Annotated in this window: 15 protein-coding genes and 1 tRNA gene; 6 read left to right on the top strand and 10 right to left on the bottom strand. The window is 68.7% G+C overall.

Annotation, left to right across the window (positions count from 1 at the left end):
- Positions 1-20: 20 nt before the first annotated feature.
- Positions 21-317 carry a WhiB family transcriptional regulator gene (locus ABD793_RS23905; RefSeq protein WP_344863595.1) on the bottom strand — a complete coding sequence of 99 codons (297 nt, stop codon included), beginning with the start codon at positions 315-317 and terminating at the stop codon, positions 21-23.
- Positions 318-657: 340 nt separating this feature from the next.
- Here ABD793_RS23905 and ABD793_RS23900 point away from each other — a divergent pair, with 340 nt between their 5' ends.
- The 3 genes from ABD793_RS23900 to ABD793_RS23890 all read left to right on the top strand — a co-directional run bounded on the left by ABD793_RS23900 (position 658) and on the right by ABD793_RS23890 (position 4,286).
- The gene (locus ABD793_RS23900) at positions 658-2,802 is read left to right on the top strand and encodes a transglycosylase domain-containing protein (RefSeq protein WP_344863593.1); all 2,145 of its coding nucleotides are present in this window, start codon (positions 658-660) and stop codon (positions 2,800-2,802) included.
- Positions 2,803-3,202: 400 nt separating this feature from the next.
- Positions 3,203-4,183: a metallophosphoesterase gene (locus ABD793_RS23895; RefSeq protein ID WP_344863591.1), complete on the top strand. Its 981-nt coding sequence runs from the start codon at positions 3,203-3,205 to the stop codon at positions 4,181-4,183.
- 29 nt (positions 4,184-4,212) lie between these two features.
- Positions 4,213-4,286 (top strand) — tRNA-Pro (locus tag ABD793_RS23890).
- A gap of 585 nt (positions 4,287-4,871) precedes the next feature.
- On the opposite strand, the gene ABD793_RS23885 is transcribed toward ABD793_RS23890, so the two are convergent.
- Genes ABD793_RS23885 through ABD793_RS23875 form a run of 3 tightly spaced genes read right to left on the bottom strand, consistent with a single transcriptional unit; the run spans position 4,872 to position 6,927 of the window.
- Positions 4,872-5,711: an alpha/beta fold hydrolase gene (locus ABD793_RS23885; protein ID WP_344863589.1), complete on the bottom strand. Its 840-nt coding sequence runs from the start codon at positions 5,709-5,711 to the stop codon at positions 4,872-4,874.
- Positions 5,708-6,124 (bottom strand): helix-turn-helix domain-containing protein, encoded by a 417-nt coding sequence (locus ABD793_RS23880; RefSeq protein WP_344863587.1) that lies wholly within the window; start codon positions 6,122-6,124, stop codon positions 5,708-5,710. The genes ABD793_RS23885 and ABD793_RS23880 overlap by 4 nt, the downstream gene beginning before the upstream one ends.
- Positions 6,125-6,183: 59 nt before the next feature.
- Positions 6,184-6,927: a class I SAM-dependent methyltransferase gene (locus ABD793_RS23875; RefSeq protein WP_344863585.1), complete on the bottom strand. Its 744-nt coding sequence runs from the start codon at positions 6,925-6,927 to the stop codon at positions 6,184-6,186.
- A gap of 39 nt (positions 6,928-6,966) precedes the next feature.
- On the opposite strand from ABD793_RS23875, the gene ABD793_RS23870 reads away from it, so the two are divergent.
- Complete coding sequence (locus ABD793_RS23870; protein WP_344863583.1) at positions 6,967-8,814, top strand: S9 family peptidase; 1,848 nt, start codon at positions 6,967-6,969, stop codon at positions 8,812-8,814.
- A 69-nt stretch (positions 8,815-8,883) separates the two neighbouring features.
- Positions 8,884-9,399: a hypothetical protein gene (locus ABD793_RS23865; RefSeq protein ID WP_344863581.1), complete on the top strand. Its 516-nt coding sequence runs from the start codon at positions 8,884-8,886 to the stop codon at positions 9,397-9,399.
- 182 nt (positions 9,400-9,581) lie between these two features.
- Here ABD793_RS23865 and ABD793_RS23860 read toward each other — a convergent pair whose 3' ends face one another.
- The 5 genes from ABD793_RS23860 to ABD793_RS23840 form a co-directional block, all read right to left on the bottom strand.
- Positions 9,582-10,208, bottom strand: coding sequence for a TIGR03085 family metal-binding protein (locus ABD793_RS23860; protein WP_344863579.1), 627 nt, complete (start codon positions 10,206-10,208; stop codon positions 9,582-9,584).
- An 18-nt stretch (positions 10,209-10,226) separates the two neighbouring features.
- On the bottom strand, positions 10,227-11,618 hold the full coding sequence (gene gad, locus ABD793_RS23855) for a glutamate decarboxylase (protein ID WP_344863577.1): 1,392 nt from the start codon (positions 11,616-11,618) through the stop codon (positions 10,227-10,229).
- Positions 11,619-11,713: 95 nt separating this feature from the next.
- Positions 11,714-12,190, bottom strand: a complete 477-nt coding sequence (locus ABD793_RS23850; protein ID WP_344863575.1) for a Dps family protein — start codon at positions 12,188-12,190, stop codon at positions 11,714-11,716.
- 33 nt (positions 12,191-12,223) lie between these two features.
- On the bottom strand, positions 12,224-12,646 hold the full coding sequence (locus ABD793_RS23845; protein ID WP_344863573.1) for an organic hydroperoxide resistance protein: 423 nt from the start codon (positions 12,644-12,646) through the stop codon (positions 12,224-12,226).
- Positions 12,647-12,778: 132 nt separating this feature from the next.
- The gene (locus tag ABD793_RS23840) at positions 12,779-13,351 is read right to left on the bottom strand and encodes an NADPH-dependent FMN reductase (protein ID WP_344863571.1); all 573 of its coding nucleotides are present in this window, start codon (positions 13,349-13,351) and stop codon (positions 12,779-12,781) included.
- 184 nt (positions 13,352-13,535) lie between these two features.
- Between ABD793_RS23840 and ABD793_RS23835 the strand changes: the two genes are divergently transcribed.
- Positions 13,536-14,597: an alpha/beta hydrolase gene (locus tag ABD793_RS23835; protein ID WP_344863569.1), complete on the top strand. Its 1,062-nt coding sequence runs from the start codon at positions 13,536-13,538 to the stop codon at positions 14,595-14,597.
- Between the two features lie 61 nt (positions 14,598-14,658).
- On the opposite strand, the gene ABD793_RS23830 is transcribed toward ABD793_RS23835, so the two are convergent.
- Entirely contained in the window at positions 14,659-15,174 is a 516-nt protein-coding gene (locus ABD793_RS23830) for a hypothetical protein (protein WP_344863567.1), read from the bottom strand.
- Positions 15,175-15,510: the final 336 nt, after the last annotated feature.

Genomic DNA, 15,510 nt, shown 5'->3' with positions numbered 1-15,510 from the left:
CCCACGAGGACCGGGACGGCCTAGCCTGCCGTGGCGGCCGCGAGTGCGTCCCGCTTCGCCGCCTCGAGCAGTTCGGTCCAGCTCGTCACGTCCGGGCGGCGGCGGAGCAACGCCCGCCGTTCCCGCTCGGTCATACCGCCCCAGACGCCGAAGTTGATCCGGCCGTCGAGCGCCTCGGCGAGGCATTCCGTGCGAACCGGGCACCCCATGCACACGGCCTTCGCCCGGTGCTGCTCCGCGCCGCGGACGAACAACACGTCGGGATCGGCGTCCCGGCACGTCGCATTGACCCGCCAGCTCGACTCGTTGGTCTGCATACCCCCAGCTCCCTCATCTGGTGTATGACACCAGCGAAGGTGAAGCTCCCGCTCCCACCCCCGCGAGCGTTTCTTCCCTCTGCGCCACACGTCGGTGACGGCACCTCCCCGGTGCCGCTGCCGCCGTTCGGACCACCCGGGCTCCCACCCGCGTTGGCCCGTCTGTCGGCATGTACGTGAGACGTTGACGGACTGTAGGGGTCGTCGGTTCCCTTCGCCAAGACCTAACCTGCATTCTGTTACCGGAAGTGACCTCAACTCGTCCTTTTTGCCGGGTTTATCCGTTGCTCGCGGGTGTGAGGTCACGGAAGCACCACATGCCTTCAGTACCCTGGCCCTCGTGCGCAAAACGGACGGTCTGTTCAAACTGCTCGGCCTCTGCCTGCTCGCGGGGGTACTGGTCGCCGGAATCCTGTTCCCCGTGGTGGGCGCGGCCGGCGTGGCATCGAACCAGGCGAGCGAAACGGTGGAGAAGACCTCGTCCGACCTCGCCGACGTGCCGCCACCGCTGGTCACCACCATCACCGACTCGGCGAACAACCCGATCGCGACGCTGTATGACCAGTACCGCGTTCCGGTCTCGCCGAAGGAGATCAACGACCCGATGCGCTGGGCCCTGCTCTCGGCGGAGGACAAGGCGTTCTACGAGCACCACGGCGTGAACTGGGCGCGCACGCTGCGCGCCGCGGTGTCGAACTCCGCAGGCGGCGACACCCAGGGTGCCTCCACGATCACCCAGCAGTACGTGAAGAACTACCTGATCAACGTCGTCTACCGGAAGGACAAGACGGGCCAGGAGAAGGCGCAGGAGCAGACGCTCTCGCGCAAGCTCAAGGAAGCCCGCATCGCGATCAACCTCGAGACGAAGCTGTCGAAGGACCAGATCCTCACCGGCTACCTCAACGTGGTCGAGTTCTCCCGGCAGATCTACGGCATCGGTGCCGCCGCGCACGCCTACTTCGACACGACGCCGGAAAAGCTCACCGTGCCGCAGGCCGCACTGCTGGCCGGGCTGGTGAACAACCCGATCGTGTTCGATCCGTGGAACCACCCGGACAAGGCCACCAAGCGGCGCAACCTGGTACTCGACCGGATGGTCGCCAACCAGAAGCTGGCGAAGACGGATGCGGACCGGTTCAAGACAGAGCCGCTCGGCGTCGTACCGGACACCCCTTCGAAGCCCCCGTCGAACTGCACCGGCGCCGGCACCGAGAACGGCTTCTTCTGCCAGTACGTCGAGGACTACCTGATCAAGTCCGGGATCTCGAAGGACCAGCTCTACGCCGGCGGGTACACGATCAAGACCACGCTGGACGAGAAGGCCAACCACGAGGCCAAGATGTCCGCCGAAGCGCAGGTGAAGAAGACCCAGAAGAACGTGGCCAACACGCTCTCCCTGGTCCGGCCCGGCAAGGACCGGCACGAGGTGGTCGCGCTCGCGGCCAACCGGGACTACGGGATCGACGCCGATCAAGGACAAACGACCTACGCGCTGCCGTCCGGGGTTTACAACACCGGCGGGGCGGGGTCGAGCTACAAGATCTTCACCACGGCGGCGATCATGGACCGTGGGATCGCCGGGATCTACAGCACCATTCCGGTCGGCGGCAATTACACCTCGCACGTGTTCACCGGTGGCGGCAGCCACTGTCCGGGGACCGGGCCACCGCTGAACTCCAACTGGTATTGCGTCGGCAACGCCAGTAAGAACTCGCCCGCGTCGAGTTCACTGCAGAACGCGTTGGCAACCTCGCCGAACACCGCGTTCGTGGCGCTGGAGGACCGGCTGGGCAGTACCGGCCCGGCCATCGACATGGCGACCAAGCTCGGCATGCGCGACACCATGGCCAGCAACACCAACGGTGGCGCGGTGGATCCGAAGGACCCGAAGAGCGTGCCGCAGTCGAAGGCCTACGGTCCGACCGCAAAGTCGCCCGGTTACGGTGCATTCACCCTTGGCTTCAGCCCGACGAACGGCCTGGAATTGGGCAACGTCGCGGCGACACTGCTCAGTGGCGGCGTCTGGTGCCCGCCGACGCCGTTGTCCTCGGTGACCGACCGGGACGGGAAATCGGTGCAGGTCAAGGAAGAAGCCTGTCAGCAGGTGGTGCCCGAAGGCCTGGCGAACACCATGGCGGTCGGTATGAGCAAGGACGACCAGGCAGGCGGCACGTCCGCGAAGGCCGCGGCGAGCGCAGGATGGAACCGCCCGATCCTCGGCAAGACGGGAACCTCCCAGAACAACGGCTCGGCCACGTTCGTCGCGGGGACCCCGCAAATGGCAGGCGCAGCCATGGTCTTCCGCACCGCAGGCAGCGGCGGCCTCTGCTACGGCGCACCCGGCAACGTCAGAACCTGCGGCGAAGGCAACATGTTCGGTGGCGTCACACCGGCGCAAACCTGGTTCGGCGCGATGAAGAACATCCTCGGCGACCAACCGGTCGTCCCGTTGCCCCCGGAGGATCCGAAGTACACCGGACGCTGAGACAGACCTTCGGGGTGCGTGGAGCCCGGCTTCGGGCCCGCGCGCCCCGAAGCCGGCCGTGGCCGATCAGCGCCAGCCGGTCAGAGTTCCTTCCGCGGCAACGCAAACGCTCCGCACGCCGGAAACCCGGCGCTGCCGGGAACGCACGCCTTGGCGCACCGGAGACGGGTTCAGCGGCCGCGTTCGTCGCCGGAACCCGAAGTACCCCGGAGGCGGAAGCTCTGCCATTCCGACGAGTTTGCTCACAGTAACCGCCCGGTGGAGCGGTCCGACTGTCCGGACCTGCCGCGATCATCCAGGTAGAGCACGCAATCCCGGCCGCATCGGCACGCTCCGTAGTTACCTGAGAACACTGAGACCATGGCGGCGCGGACCACGATCGAACACGTATCCTCGCACTGTGAGCACGCTCGGTAATTCCAGTCATCGGGGCACGAAGGCTGTCCAACTCGCCGCGGGGACAGTCGCACTGGGAGCCGCGACCCTCGGTTACGCCGTCGGGATCGAACGGCGGCACTGGACACTGCGGACCGCCGAGCTGCCCGTGCTCGCCCCCGGCACCCGGCCGTTCACCATCCTGCACATTTCCGACCTGCACATGCTGCCGGGCCACCACAGCAAACAACGCTGGGTCGCCGCGCTCGACCGGCTCGAACCGGACCTCGTCGTCAACACCGGGGACAACCTCTCGCATCGCAGCGCCGTGCCCGGCGTGGTGCGGGCACTCGGGCCGCTGCTCGACCGGCCAGGGCTGTTCATCTTCGGCAGCAACGACTACTACGCGCCCAAACCCAAGAATCCCGCGCGCTATCTCATGCCCCGCGGCAAGAAAAAGCGCATCCACGGCACCCAGCTGCCCTGGCGAGACCTGCGTGCCGCCTTCGTCGAACACGGCTGGACCGATCTCACCCACGTACGCCGCACAGTCGACGTCGGCGGGCGCGTGGTGTTCGCCGCCGGCGTCGACGATCCGCACCTGCGCCGCGACCGGTACTCCGACATCGCCGGCCCCGCCGACGCCACCGCGGTTGTCCGGCTCGGCGTCACCCACTCACCCGAACCCCGGGTGCTCGACACCTTCGCCACCGACGGATACGACCTGGTCCTCGCCGGTCACACCCACGGCGGCCAGCTCCGCATCCCCGGCTACGGCGCACTCGTGACCAACTGCGAACTCGACCGCACCCGCGCCCGCGGCGCCTCGCGCTGGGGAGCCGACATGTGGCTGCACGTCTCCGCGGGACTCGGCACCTCCCCCTACGCCCCCGCGCGCTTCGCCTGCCCGCCGGAGGCAACCCTGTTGACCCTGGTCCCGCGCGGATCCGACGCCAGCCAACCCCGGAAGCCAGCCCGGCGCAAGGCGGCAAAACCCGTCCGCTAGACTTCTTCTCGACCCGTTAAGCAGTACCTCGGGGTGTGGCGCAGCTTGGTAGCGTGCCTCGTTCGGGTCGAGGAGGTCGTGGGTTCAAATCCCGCCACCCCGACGAGTGAGCCTTGGGGGCCGCGTGTTGGCGGAAAGCGCCAACCTTTCGCGGCCCCCTCGGTGTTTTTTTGGGGGTCGAACCCCCAAAGCCCCGCCAGGCGGGCTTCACCCCCTGGACCCCCAATCCTGTGGTCGCTGATCGTGGGTTGGGGTTGTTCCGTAGTGGGTGGGGATGGGGGGTGAGCGGCCGGGCAGGTTGCGGGTGAGGGTGATCTGGCGGGTGGCTTGCGGGACGCTGCGGGGGCGGCGGTAGTTGCGCGGGATGGTCCGGGATTTCGGGTGTGCGAGGGCATGCTCGAGTTGAGCGTGGACGGTGTTGGGGTTGTGCTTCCCGTGCGGTAGTGGCGGTGTGCCGTTCACGGTCGGCACCGTGTCCGAGTGGAGTTGACGCGATACCGGCGACCGGTGCCGGTCTGCTCGCCACCCCGACCCACACCAGCTTCCGAAACTGCCGCACCGGCAAGCCCGTGAACACCGGCACCCGGCGATCCACACTGATCACCTGGCCCACACCAAGATCATCGATCTTGCCGGGATGCTGCCACGGGACGATCTTTAGTCGCGTTGTGGGGTCGCCGGGTGGCGGCTACTGCTGCAGGAAGGTGTGGATGGGGGTTCGGTAGGCGGTGGGGAGGTGGCCGGTGTGGTGGATCAGGGTGATGGTTGCGTGCGGGGTTGTGGTGTGTAGGCGCTTTGCGGTTTCCGGTGCGTTGAACATGCGGTCTTTGGCGCCTGCGATGGCGATGAGCGGCAGGGTCAGGGTGCGCAGTTTTGCGTCGGTGAAGCGTGGGACCGGGGCCAGGCGCGGCTGATAGGAACGCTGGACGGTGCGGGTGTAGTCGGCGAAGGGGCCGGCGAACGGGGTTGTCGTCGGGCCGATGGCGTAGTTCATCGCCCACCGGCCGCCGGGGCGGCCGAAAGGTAGTAGCAGCAAGGAAATCGCCACTGCGCGGTAGCGCTGTCTGCCGATGCCTGCGGGGACCACCAGTGCCAGGCGAGTGACCTTTTCCGGACGGCGCACTGCGTAGTCGGTGGCCAGCCAGCCGCCCAGCGAGATACCGGCGAATGCGGCGCTGGTGATGCCGAGTGCGGCCAGCACGTCGTCCAGCCAGTCCGCGTGCGCAGCGGTGTCCAGCGGAGGGCGGGACTGCGCACTGAAGCCCGGTTCGCCGATCACGTCGACCGCGTGCAGCCGGTGGGTCTTCGACCAGACCGGGAAGTCCGCGGCCCAGGCCAGGGTGTTGCTCCCGGCGCCGTGCAACAGGATCACCGGTGGCGCGTCCGGCGGACCGGTGGAGCGGACGAAGGTCGCACCGTGTCTGGTCTGCACGGTGGTCTCTTCTGCCGGTTCGATCTGGTCGAGGAACGCCCGATAGCCCTCCAGCACGGCGCGGCGGGCTGCTTCGGATCGGTAGATGCCGGTCATCTGGCTGCCTCCGAGAAAGTGGCGATCAGGTCGATCAGCCGGGCGGTTTCCGCCGCCGGGCCGATGACGACGATCTTCAGTGCGTTGCGGTGTTCGTCTCGTGCGGTGTGCACGTGGAGCGGACGGCCGGGGTCCGGGCGGCCGTTGACGGCGGCCAGCACGAGGGTGGACAGCCGGTCTTGGTCCGCGGCGGAAAGCTCCTCCAGCTGGACCACGGCGGTGACCTCTGCCCGCCGCGGACTGCGTTCGGGGGACTGCCCGCCGGTGAAGGTCGCCAGATCGTCCGCGGCGATCCGGTACTGCTTGCCGATCTTGGTCGCGGGCAGCCGGCCGTCCCGCACGTAGCCGCGGACGGTACGGACGTGCAAGCCGAGGAGATCGGCTACTTCCTCGGCCGAGTAGAAGGTCGACATGTCCCCATAATGACGCATCCTTACCTATCCGGCCACTGAATAAGGAAGGATAAGGAAGATCAGCGCGTGGCGGTGAGTTCCTGCCAGCACTGGACGAAGTCGCCGGGACCGGCGGTGCGGACCCACGACCAGGCAGAGCGGGCAGCCGAGGTCAGCTGGTCACGGTCCGGGTGGCCCGGATCGGACAGCGCGGTGGCGAGGCGGGACTCGACGTAGGTGGCCAGGGCGCGGTAGGGCAGGTCCTCGCGGAAGCGCGCGCGTTCGGAGATCCCGGTGAAGCCGGCCCGCGCCACCAGTGCGCCGATACTGCGACCGGCGAACGGGTCGCCGCCCGCCCGGCGGCGCAGCAAGTAGTGGCCACGCAGGGCGGCATCGACATTCGCGCTGCGGGGCCGCACCCTCGCCCGGCTCCAGTCCGAAGTGGACAACGCGAGACGACCGCCGGGGCGCAGCACGCGGCGCACTTCCTCAAGGGCGGCCAGCGGCTCCGCCAGGTGTTCGAAAAGAGCGTGCGAGAACACGACATCCACCGAGGCGGCGCCGAACGGCAGGGCGTATGCGCTTCCCGCAATAAAGTCCACTGTGGACTTTTTCGGCAGGATGGCGAGGTGTGCGTCGACGCCGACGACGTGCGCGCCTGCGGCCAGGTCCTCGGTGATCGAGCCGGGGCCGCAGCCGAGGTCGAGCACGCGCATCCCCGGGGAGACCAGCGCCCGCGCGAACGCCGCGCGCTCAGCCGCGGTACGTGCCGCCATCATCGACACCGCATCCTGGCCGTACCCCGGCGCATAACCCTCCAGCACCCCGCACACAGTACGGCCAGAAGGTGGCAGGATCGAGGGGTGAGCACGCAGTCAGGCAACCAGTACCCGCCCGCGGTGGTCCCGGACCGCCTGTTCGACGACACCGAAGCCGAAAACCGCTGGCGAGCCCGTTTCCACGCACCCCGCATCTCGGTGCCCGAATGGGCCCGCGACGCCCCCGACGCGAACGTGTACGTCTCCAACGCCAGCGGCGTCTGGGAGGTGTACGCATGGGATCGCGCCACCGACAGTCACCGCCGCGTCACCGACCGGCCCAACGGCACCCTGCACGCAACACCCGCCCCCGACGGTTCGGCGATCTGGTGGTTCGACGACACCGACGGCGACGAGTTCGGCTCCTGGCGGAGCCAGGCCTTCGACAGCGACAGCTCGACCGCGAGCAAGGCGCTGCCGGACATCCACGACGGCTACCCGGCCGGACTCGAGATCGGTACCAGGGTGATCGCGGCCGGCGTCTCCACCGACGACGGCAGTGAGCTGTTCGCGAAGATCGACGGCACCACCGAACGTTTCTACCAGCACTCCGACGACGCCGGCATCGCCTCGTTGTCCCGCGACGAGAGCCTGCTGGCCATCGCGCACTCCGAACACGGTGACTCCCGCCACCCCGCGTTGCGGGTGCTGTCCACCGACGGGTTCACCACCGTCGCGGACAAATGGGACGGCGAGGGCAAGGGTCTGCAGGCGCTCGAATTCTCCCCGCTGCCCGGCGACCAGCGACTGCTGGTCCTGCACGAACGGCGCGGCCGCGAGGAACTGCTCGTGTGGGACGTGCGCGCGGACACCGAGACCGAACTGGAGATCGACCTTCCCGGCGAGGTCGCCGCCGACTGGTACCCGGATGCCAGGGCGCTGTTGGTGGTGCACTTCCACGAGGCGCGCAGTTCGCTGTACCGCTACGACCTCGACACCGGTGAACTGTCCGCTGTGGACACCCCGCCCGGCCGGATCGGCGGCGCGGGCGTCCGTCCGGACGGCACGATCGAGTACTCCTGGTCCAGCGCGGCCGAGCCGGCCGCGGTACGCGCGCGGACGGCCGATGGCGCCGATTCGGTGCTGCTGACGCCGCCAGGGGAAAAGGCGCCGGGCTCCTCGCCGGTGACCGATGCGTTCGTCGAAGGCGTCGGGGGCCGGATCCACGCACTCGTGTCCCGCCCCGCGGACGCACCGGACGGTCCGCTGCCCACAGTGTTTTCGCTGCACGGTGGCCCGCACGCGGCGGACGAGGACCGGTTCTCCGCCTACCGCGCGACCTGGCTCGACGCCGGGTTCGCCGTGGTCGAGGTGAACTACCGCGGTTCGACCGGTTACGGCTCGGCGTGGCGCGACGCGATCGAGGGCCGTCCCGGCCTCACCGAACTCGAGGACGTGGCCGCGGTGCACGACTGGGCCGTCTCCAGTGGACTGTCCGATAAGGACAAATGCGTGGTGAACGGAGCGTCCTGGGGCGGGTATCTCACGTTGCTGGCACTCGGCACCCAGCCGACGCGCTGGGCCGCCGGGGTCGCGGGCGTGCCGGTGGCCGACTACGTGGCGGCGTACGAGGACGAGATGGAGCAGCTGCGTTCGTTCGACCGCGCGCTGTTCGGCGGCGGCCCTGCCGACGTGCCTGCGGTGTACCGGGAATGCTCACCACTGACCTATGTGGACGCGGTGGCCGCACCGGTGCTGGTGCTGGCGGGCGACAACGACCCGCGCTGCCCGATCCGGCAGATCGAGAACTACCTCGACCGACTGGGCAAACGCGACGCACCCCACGAGTTCTACCGCTACGACGCGGGCCACGGCTCACTGGTGATCGCCGAGACGATCAGGCAGACGTCCATCGAGGTGCACTTCGCACTGCGGGCGCTCGGACTGCGCTGACCGCGTGGACGCCGCTTCGGCCGGAAAATCGGTGGTCGAAGCGGCGTCCGAGGGGCCACCCTCGTGAGCATGGAGATCCGCTTCGCACACGACCCGCGCGGGGAAAGCTTCACGCACATCCGGCGGGTGGACGGGGTGACGCTCGGGCTGCCGTCCTACTCGCGCAAGTGGCGGGTGCCGCACGATCTGGCGCACGCGGTGACCGAACGCGAGCTGGGCTGGGCCGGTGGCGTCTTCGGCTGCATCGCGGCCGGCGGCGTCTTCGACAACATGGTGGTACTGCAGGGAAAACTCCGTCACGACGCGCGAGCCCACAGCAAGCGCGTGTTCCGGTCCGCGAAGCGCTCGATCGGGGTGGCCGAATGCCTGGCCGGGGTGCTGCACCACGCGGTGGAACAACGGACGGGCACCCCGCTCGCCGAAGCCCGAGAGGCGTGGGGCGTACTACGCGAGGACCCGTTTCCCTGGCCGGACAACGGAATCCACGACGCCACCGACTTGTTGCGCGAGCTCGACGAACAGTGGTGCAGCGGTGCCGATCTCGACTTCACCTGGCCGGAGCACCTCCGCGCCGGCACGGCGTGACCGCGAATCCGCCGGGACACGCCACGGGGCACAGTTTCCACCGGATCGCGTTGATCACCTGACGGTGCTGCCGCCGCCTTGCTGCGGCAGCAGCAACGGCTCGACCGCTGCCCACGCCTTGTCCGTCAACTCACCCCGACCGGCCACCGGGCACAACTGCCGAACGCCCTTACCGGAGACGCCTAGAGTCCGCGCTTGGCCGTGGTCAGGCTCTCCACCGCGGACTCGTCGCCCTCATAGGTCAGGTGCACCGCGTCGCGGCCGAAGACGAACAGGAGCAGGTCCACCGGCTCTCCGGTGACCGTGACCACCGGTGAGCCGGACGAGACTGCTGCGGAGCGGCCGTCCGGCGCTCGCAGCACGACACCGACCGGGGCCTTGCGCAGGTTCATCTTTGCCGTCTGGCGGGCCAGCCGCCACGCCTGCTCGTCACGCGCCTGCTCCGGCGGTCGTGGTTGCCAGCCCGGCTGCGCACGCCGGACGTCCTCGTGGTGCACGAGGAACTCCGCGGCGTTGGTCAGCTCGGCCAGCGGGCCGATCGACGCAGGCCAGTACCGCGACGGACCGCGGCGGACCCGGTCCACGAGCTCGGGCCACGGCTGGGCCGCATAGCCGTCCTGGACCCGTTGGGTGCGCCCGGCCAGCGCGGGCAGCAGGATGCCCGGCAACGCATCCAGCCGGTGCTCACGCACGACCAGGTGCGCGGCCAGATCACGCGTCTGCCAGCCCTCGCACAGCGTCGGCGCGTCCGGGCCGACCTCCTCGAAGAGCGCACTCAACGACCGTCGTTCGTCCGCGGCAAGACCCATCTGCCCAGGTTACCCGCGTCAGTGGTGGAATGCGGTCGAAGTGGCCCGGTCGTGCTGCGGCCCGGCCTGCCGCTGCAGCTCGGGCAGTGCACGGGCGAGGTCGGCGAGCAGCAGTCCGGCCAGGTCGTGGGTGAAGCCGTTGCGCACCACGATGCGGAGCACGGCCAGATCGGTGCGGTTCTCCGGGAACGGGTAGGCAGGCACGAGCCAGCCCCGCTCCCGCAGCTTGCGGGACACGTCGAAAACGTCGAACCCGGTCACGTCGGAACGCGTGGTGAAGGCGAACACCGGCAACTGGTCGCCACGGGTGAGCAGTTCGAACGGCCCCATCTCGGCGATCGCAGCGGACAGCTGCGTGGCGACATCCCGCGAAGCCTGCTGCACGGCGCGGAATCCTTCGCGGCCGAGCCGGACGAAGGTGTAGTACTGCGCGGCCACCTCGGCGCCCGGCCGGGAGAAGTTCAGCGCGAACGTGGGCATATCGCCACCGAGGTAGTTGACGTTGAACACCAGTTCCGAGGGCAGCGCCGCCTTGTTCCGCCACACCACCCAGCCGACGCCGGGGTAGACCAGGCCGTACTTGTGCCCGGAGGTGTTGATCGACGCGACGCGCGGCAGCCGGAAGTCCCATTCCAGGTCCTCGTCGAGGAACGGCGCGATCATCGCGCCGGACGCACCGTCCACGTGCATCGGGATGTCCCATCCGGTACGGGCCTGCAGCTCGTCGAGCGCGGCGGCGATCTCGGCCACCGGCTCGTAACTGCCGTCGAAGGTGGAGCCGAGGATCGCCACGACGCCGATGGTGTTCTCGTCGCAGAGTTTCACCGCTTCCTCGGCGGAGAGGTGAAAGCGCTCGCCCGCCATCGGCACCAGCCGCGGCTCGACCTCCCAGTACGCACAGAACTTTTCCCAGCACACCTGGACGTTCACGCCCATCACCAGGTTCGGCTTGCCGCTGCGGCCCAGTTTCGACCAGCGCCGCTTCAGCGCCATGCCGGCGAGCATGCAGGCCTCCGACGAACCGGTGGTCGAGCAGCCCATGATGTCGGCCGGATCGGGTGCGTGCCACAGGTCGGCGAGGATGTTCACGCAGCGCCGCTCCAGTTCGGCGGTCTGCGGGTACTCGTCCTTGTCGATCATGTTCTTGTCGACGCATTCGGCCATCAGGTCGCGGGCCTGCGGCTCCATCCACGTGGTGACGAACGTGGCGAGGTTGAGCCGCGCGTTGCCGTCCAGCATGAGTTCGTCGCGCACCAGCTGCACCGCGGCGTCCGGCGGCAGCGAATCGTCGCGCAGCCGCTCGTGCGGCATGGTGAACTCGGCGGCCAGCGCCGGATTCGCCCCGGCGTGCAACGGATTCGTCCCCGGCTTCCGTTCCGTCCGTTGCGCTTTTCCCTGATGCAGCACCATGGAACCGAACCTACTGCGCCGCACCGGAGAGGACCACCGCACGCGAAAAGCCGCCCGCGCGAACGCGGACGGCTTTTCCTGGCGACGAGGTGCGATCAGGCCTGCTGGGCCTGCCACATCCAGTGCGCCTTCTCCAGTTCCTTGGTGATCTCGATGAGCAGATCCTGCGTCACGAGGTCACTCTTGTCCGTTTCGTCGATCCGCTTGCGGAGCCGCTCGATCAGCTGCTGCAGCGTCGTGACGACCGCCGCCAGGGTGGACTCCACCGACTGCCAGTTGTCCGGGTACTCCGGGATACCGGAGCTCTCCACGACGGTCTTCGCCTTGCCGTTGGGCGAGATACCGATCGCGTTCGCCCGCTCGGCCACCTCGTCGGTGTAGGTGCGGGCGGTGGTCACCAGCTCGTCGAGCTGCAGGTGCACGCTGCGGAAGTTGGCGCCGACCACGTTCCAGTGCGCCTGCTTGGCGATCAGGGACAGGTCGACCAGATCCACCAGGGTCGCCTGCAGTGCGTTACCGGTGATTTCCTTGTCCGCCTCGGACAGCGGGCTCTTGATCGGAGAGTTGGCCATCTCGGTGTCCTTTCTGTCTCGGTCGGCTTTCGGTCAGACGGTGGTGCGGAGCGTCACCTCGATGTTGCCGCGAGTCGCGTTCGAATACGGGCAGACCTGGTGCGCCTGCTCCACGAGGCGGTCCGCGTCGTCCTGCGCCAGTCCCGGCAGCGACACGTTCAGCCGGACGCCGAGCTGAAAACCCGGATCCTGCTTGTACACACTGACGTCGCCGGTCACCGTCGCCGCGGGCAGGGATACCTTCGCCTGCCGCGCCACCGCCTGCAGCGCGCTGAGGAAACAGGCCGAGTACCCCGCGGCGAACAGCTGCTCGGGGTTCGTCTTGTCCCCGCCGGGGCCGCCCATCTCCTTCGGGATCGCCAGCGACTCGTCGATCACCCCGTCGGACGAGGTCACCTCGCCGTTGCGGCCTTCTCCTCGCGCGGTCGCCGTGGCGGTGTAGATCGGGTCAGCCATGCGTTGCCTACCTCCTCGTCGGGACGCCTTGCTCCCAGCGTCTCAACCGGTTCAACGCTTCGCATCCGCGGATCAGTGCCGCGAAATGGCAGGCATCACCCGGGGAATACCCGGCGACCGGACGGCGAAACCTCAGCGCGAACGCAGCAGTGCGTGGTCGGCCACCTGCTGCCCGATGAGCCGGAGCGTGCCCACGCTCTTTTCATCGGATGCGCCGCCGCCCTCGTCGAACTTCGTCTCCGCGGAGTTGATGGAACCGCCCAGCGGAGTGGCCCAGCCGCGTAACGCGTGCGTGATCGTGCGCAGCTGCTCGAGCGTGGTGACCGCGGCCTGCCAGCCGTAGGCGACGGCGGCCAGGCCCACCGCGCGGCCGTCCAGGTACGGGCGGGCATCCTCGCGCAGGTCCTCCACGTAGTCGAGGGCGTTCTTGACCAGCCCGGACAACGCGCCGTGGTACCCGGGCGAAACGACGATCACCCCGTCCGCGCCGCGCACGGCCTCGATCAGCCGCACCGCGCGCTCAGTGCGTTCGGCGGCAGCGGTGTCGTAGAACGGGAGTACCAGTTCCGGGCCGGGGATCAGCTCGGTCTGCACGCCGCGTTCCGCGGCCGCGTCGAGCGCGATGCGCAACGCACGCTCCGACTGCGAGCCGTCCCGCAGCGAACCGCCGATACCGAGCACCCGCACCGGGTTGGCTGACGTCACGTCCACCGTCCTCCCCGAACACCACCCGAAGGTGGCCTCGACCGCCTGTCCGTTCCAGGCTAACTGCTCGACCTAACTGGAGGACCACACTCTGGGAGGGAGTGCTGGGTCACAGCACAGGACGGTCTGGACCGCAGTGTCTACTCGCTAGTAACCTCGGGGTTCCCGGCGTCCAGGAGGAACGATGGCGATCCCGCTCCAGATCCGTGCCCAGGCCGCGGCCGCGCAGCTGGCCTTCGCACTGCCCCGGCCGGTACGCCGGCTGCTCGCCGGCTCGCCGGTCCGCCTCGACGGCCAGCAGCTCGACGTGGACGTCCAGCTGCTGCTTCGATTGCAGCGGATCTCCGGCGGCGGACTGGTCCCGGGCTCAGTCGGGCACTCCCGGGCGATGCTCGAGGCGGGCCAGCAGGTGGTGAACGGCAGGCAGCTCGAGGGCATCGCGACCCGCGAGGTGGTGATCCCGTCCGGCGACGTCTCGCTCGATGCCACCCTCTACGCCCCGGCCGGACTGCCCGAACCCTCCGGACTGCTGGTCTTCTACCACGGGGGCGGCTGGGTGGTCGGCAGCCGCAAGTCGCACGACAACGCGGCGCGCTACCTCGCGAAGCACGCCGGGGTGCGAGTGCTGTCGGTCGAGTACCGGATGGCCCCGGAACACCCCTTCCCCGCACCGGTGGACGACGCGATCGCCGCCTTCGACTTCGCGCACGCCAAGGCCGCCGATCTCGGCGCCGACCCGGACCGCATCGCGGTGGGCGGCGACAGCGCGGGTGGCAACCTCTCGGCCGTCGTCGCACTGGAAACGACGCGCCGCGGTGGTCCGGCGCCGGCGTTCCAGCTGCTGATCTACCCGGCCGTCGATTTCACCACGCGCCGGCGTTCCCGTGACCTGTTCACGGAAGACTTCTTCCTGACCGACGAAATGATCACCTGGTTCCAGAACCACTACCTGACCCCGGACAGCGACAAGTCCGACCCGCGACTCTCCCCGCTTCTCGCGTCCGACCACAGTGGACTTCCGCCGGCCTACCTGGTCACCGCCGGTTTCGACCCGCTTCGCGACGAAGGCGAGGCATACGCGGAAAAACTGCGTGCAGCGGGCGTCCCGGTGGCGCTGAGCAGGCAGTCGGACCTCATCCACGGGTTCCTGAACTTCACCGGGATCGGCTCCCGGTTCCGGGAGGCGGTCGCCGAACTGGCCGGCGCACTGCGCCAGGGCCTTGCCGAACCGAAAACCACCTCGTGAGCGGCTCCGCCGGGGCGCACCGGCGTCGCCACTCACGAGGTGGTGCGGCGTAGCGCCGCGATCAGGTTGCCGGGGTCGGCACCGGCAGTGGCGGCACCGGGACCGATCCGAGCAAACCGCCCAGGATTCCCGTCACCGCACCGAGAACCGCCTTGAGGAGGTCGCTGACGACCTTCAGCGGACCAGGCAGGTCCGGGATCGGCGGCAACGGCAGCGGCGGCAGTTGCTGCGGGGTGGCCGTCGGGTCGGCCAGCAGCCGGTTGGACTCGTCCGCGCGCACCTTGGCCGCCGACGAGAGCTGCTGGGTTTCGGACTGGACCTGGTAGCGCTTGCCCGACGCGAGGTCCCTGAGCACCGGGCTCAGCTGTTGCAGGTCGTCCCTGGTCATCCCGACGTTGCCCGCGTAGGCCACCTTGGTCAGATCGTCACGCAGCTGCAGTACCTGCGCGGCGACGGCCTCGGTGGACGACGAGCCTTTGCCGCCGGCCGGGCTCGCGGCGGCAATCCCCGAGGTGCTGACCGCCAGCAGACTCCCGGCGGCTACCACGGCGAGGATCCGCCCGATCTTGCCTTTCATTCCCTATACCTCCTGGCATCTGGGGACCTGACGCACTAAATCGGTACTCGCCGTATCGACCCAGCACCAGCCGATCACCGGATAGGGAGTTTTCTAACCCTTACGTGCCGAATCCGGCCGACTCGAATGTTCCCACCATTGATTAAGGTGAACTACTTGCCCGTCCCCCGAAGATCATCGGGACCGATCCGGATTCTGACTCATGGTAGCCGGATTCCCCGGACGAACAGTTCGCTCACTCACACGGGGGTAGTTCCTGCTCGGGAACCCTTGTCACTCCGTCGGACCGCGTGTCGCGACTGGACCAAGCAGGGTTGTCCCCCACGCACGCACCTG

Source organism: Amycolatopsis ultiminotia, from assembly GCF_039536925.1.
In the GTDB taxonomy this organism is placed as follows: domain Bacteria; phylum Actinomycetota; class Actinomycetes; order Mycobacteriales; family Pseudonocardiaceae; genus Amycolatopsis; species Amycolatopsis ultiminotia.
Note: the sequence above shows the minus strand (reverse complement) of the source record. Positions and strands in the feature narration are given on the sequence as shown.

Bases quoted from the DNA above. Each gene is read 5' to 3' on its own strand.
- ABD793_RS23905 (WP_344863595.1), bottom strand. From the start codon at position 317: ATGCAGACCAACGAGTCGAGCTGGCGGGTCAATGCGACGTGCCGGGAC.
- ABD793_RS23885 (WP_344863589.1), bottom strand. From the start codon at position 5,711: ATGACCGGCATCTACCGATCCGAAGCAGCCCGCCGCGCCGTGCTGGAG.
- ABD793_RS23880 (WP_344863587.1), bottom strand. From the start codon at position 6,124: ATGTCGACCTTCTACTCGGCCGAGGAAGTAGCCGATCTCCTCGGCTTG.
- ABD793_RS23865 (WP_344863581.1), top strand. From the start codon at position 8,884: ATGGAGATCCGCTTCGCACACGACCCGCGCGGGGAAAGCTTCACGCAC.
- ABD793_RS23860 (WP_344863579.1), bottom strand. From the start codon at position 10,208: ATGGGTCTTGCCGCGGACGAACGACGGTCGTTGAGTGCGCTCTTCGAG.
- gad (WP_344863577.1), bottom strand. From the start codon at position 11,618: ATGGTGCTGCATCAGGGAAAAGCGCAACGGACGGAACGGAAGCCGGGG.
- ABD793_RS23850 (WP_344863575.1), bottom strand. From the start codon at position 12,190: ATGGCCAACTCTCCGATCAAGAGCCCGCTGTCCGAGGCGGACAAGGAA.
- ABD793_RS23845 (WP_344863573.1), bottom strand. From the start codon at position 12,646: ATGGCTGACCCGATCTACACCGCCACGGCGACCGCGCGAGGAGAAGGC.
- ABD793_RS23835 (WP_344863569.1), top strand. From the start codon at position 13,536: ATGGCGATCCCGCTCCAGATCCGTGCCCAGGCCGCGGCCGCGCAGCTG.
- ABD793_RS23830 (WP_344863567.1), bottom strand. From the start codon at position 15,174: ATGAAAGGCAAGATCGGGCGGATCCTCGCCGTGGTAGCCGCCGGGAGT.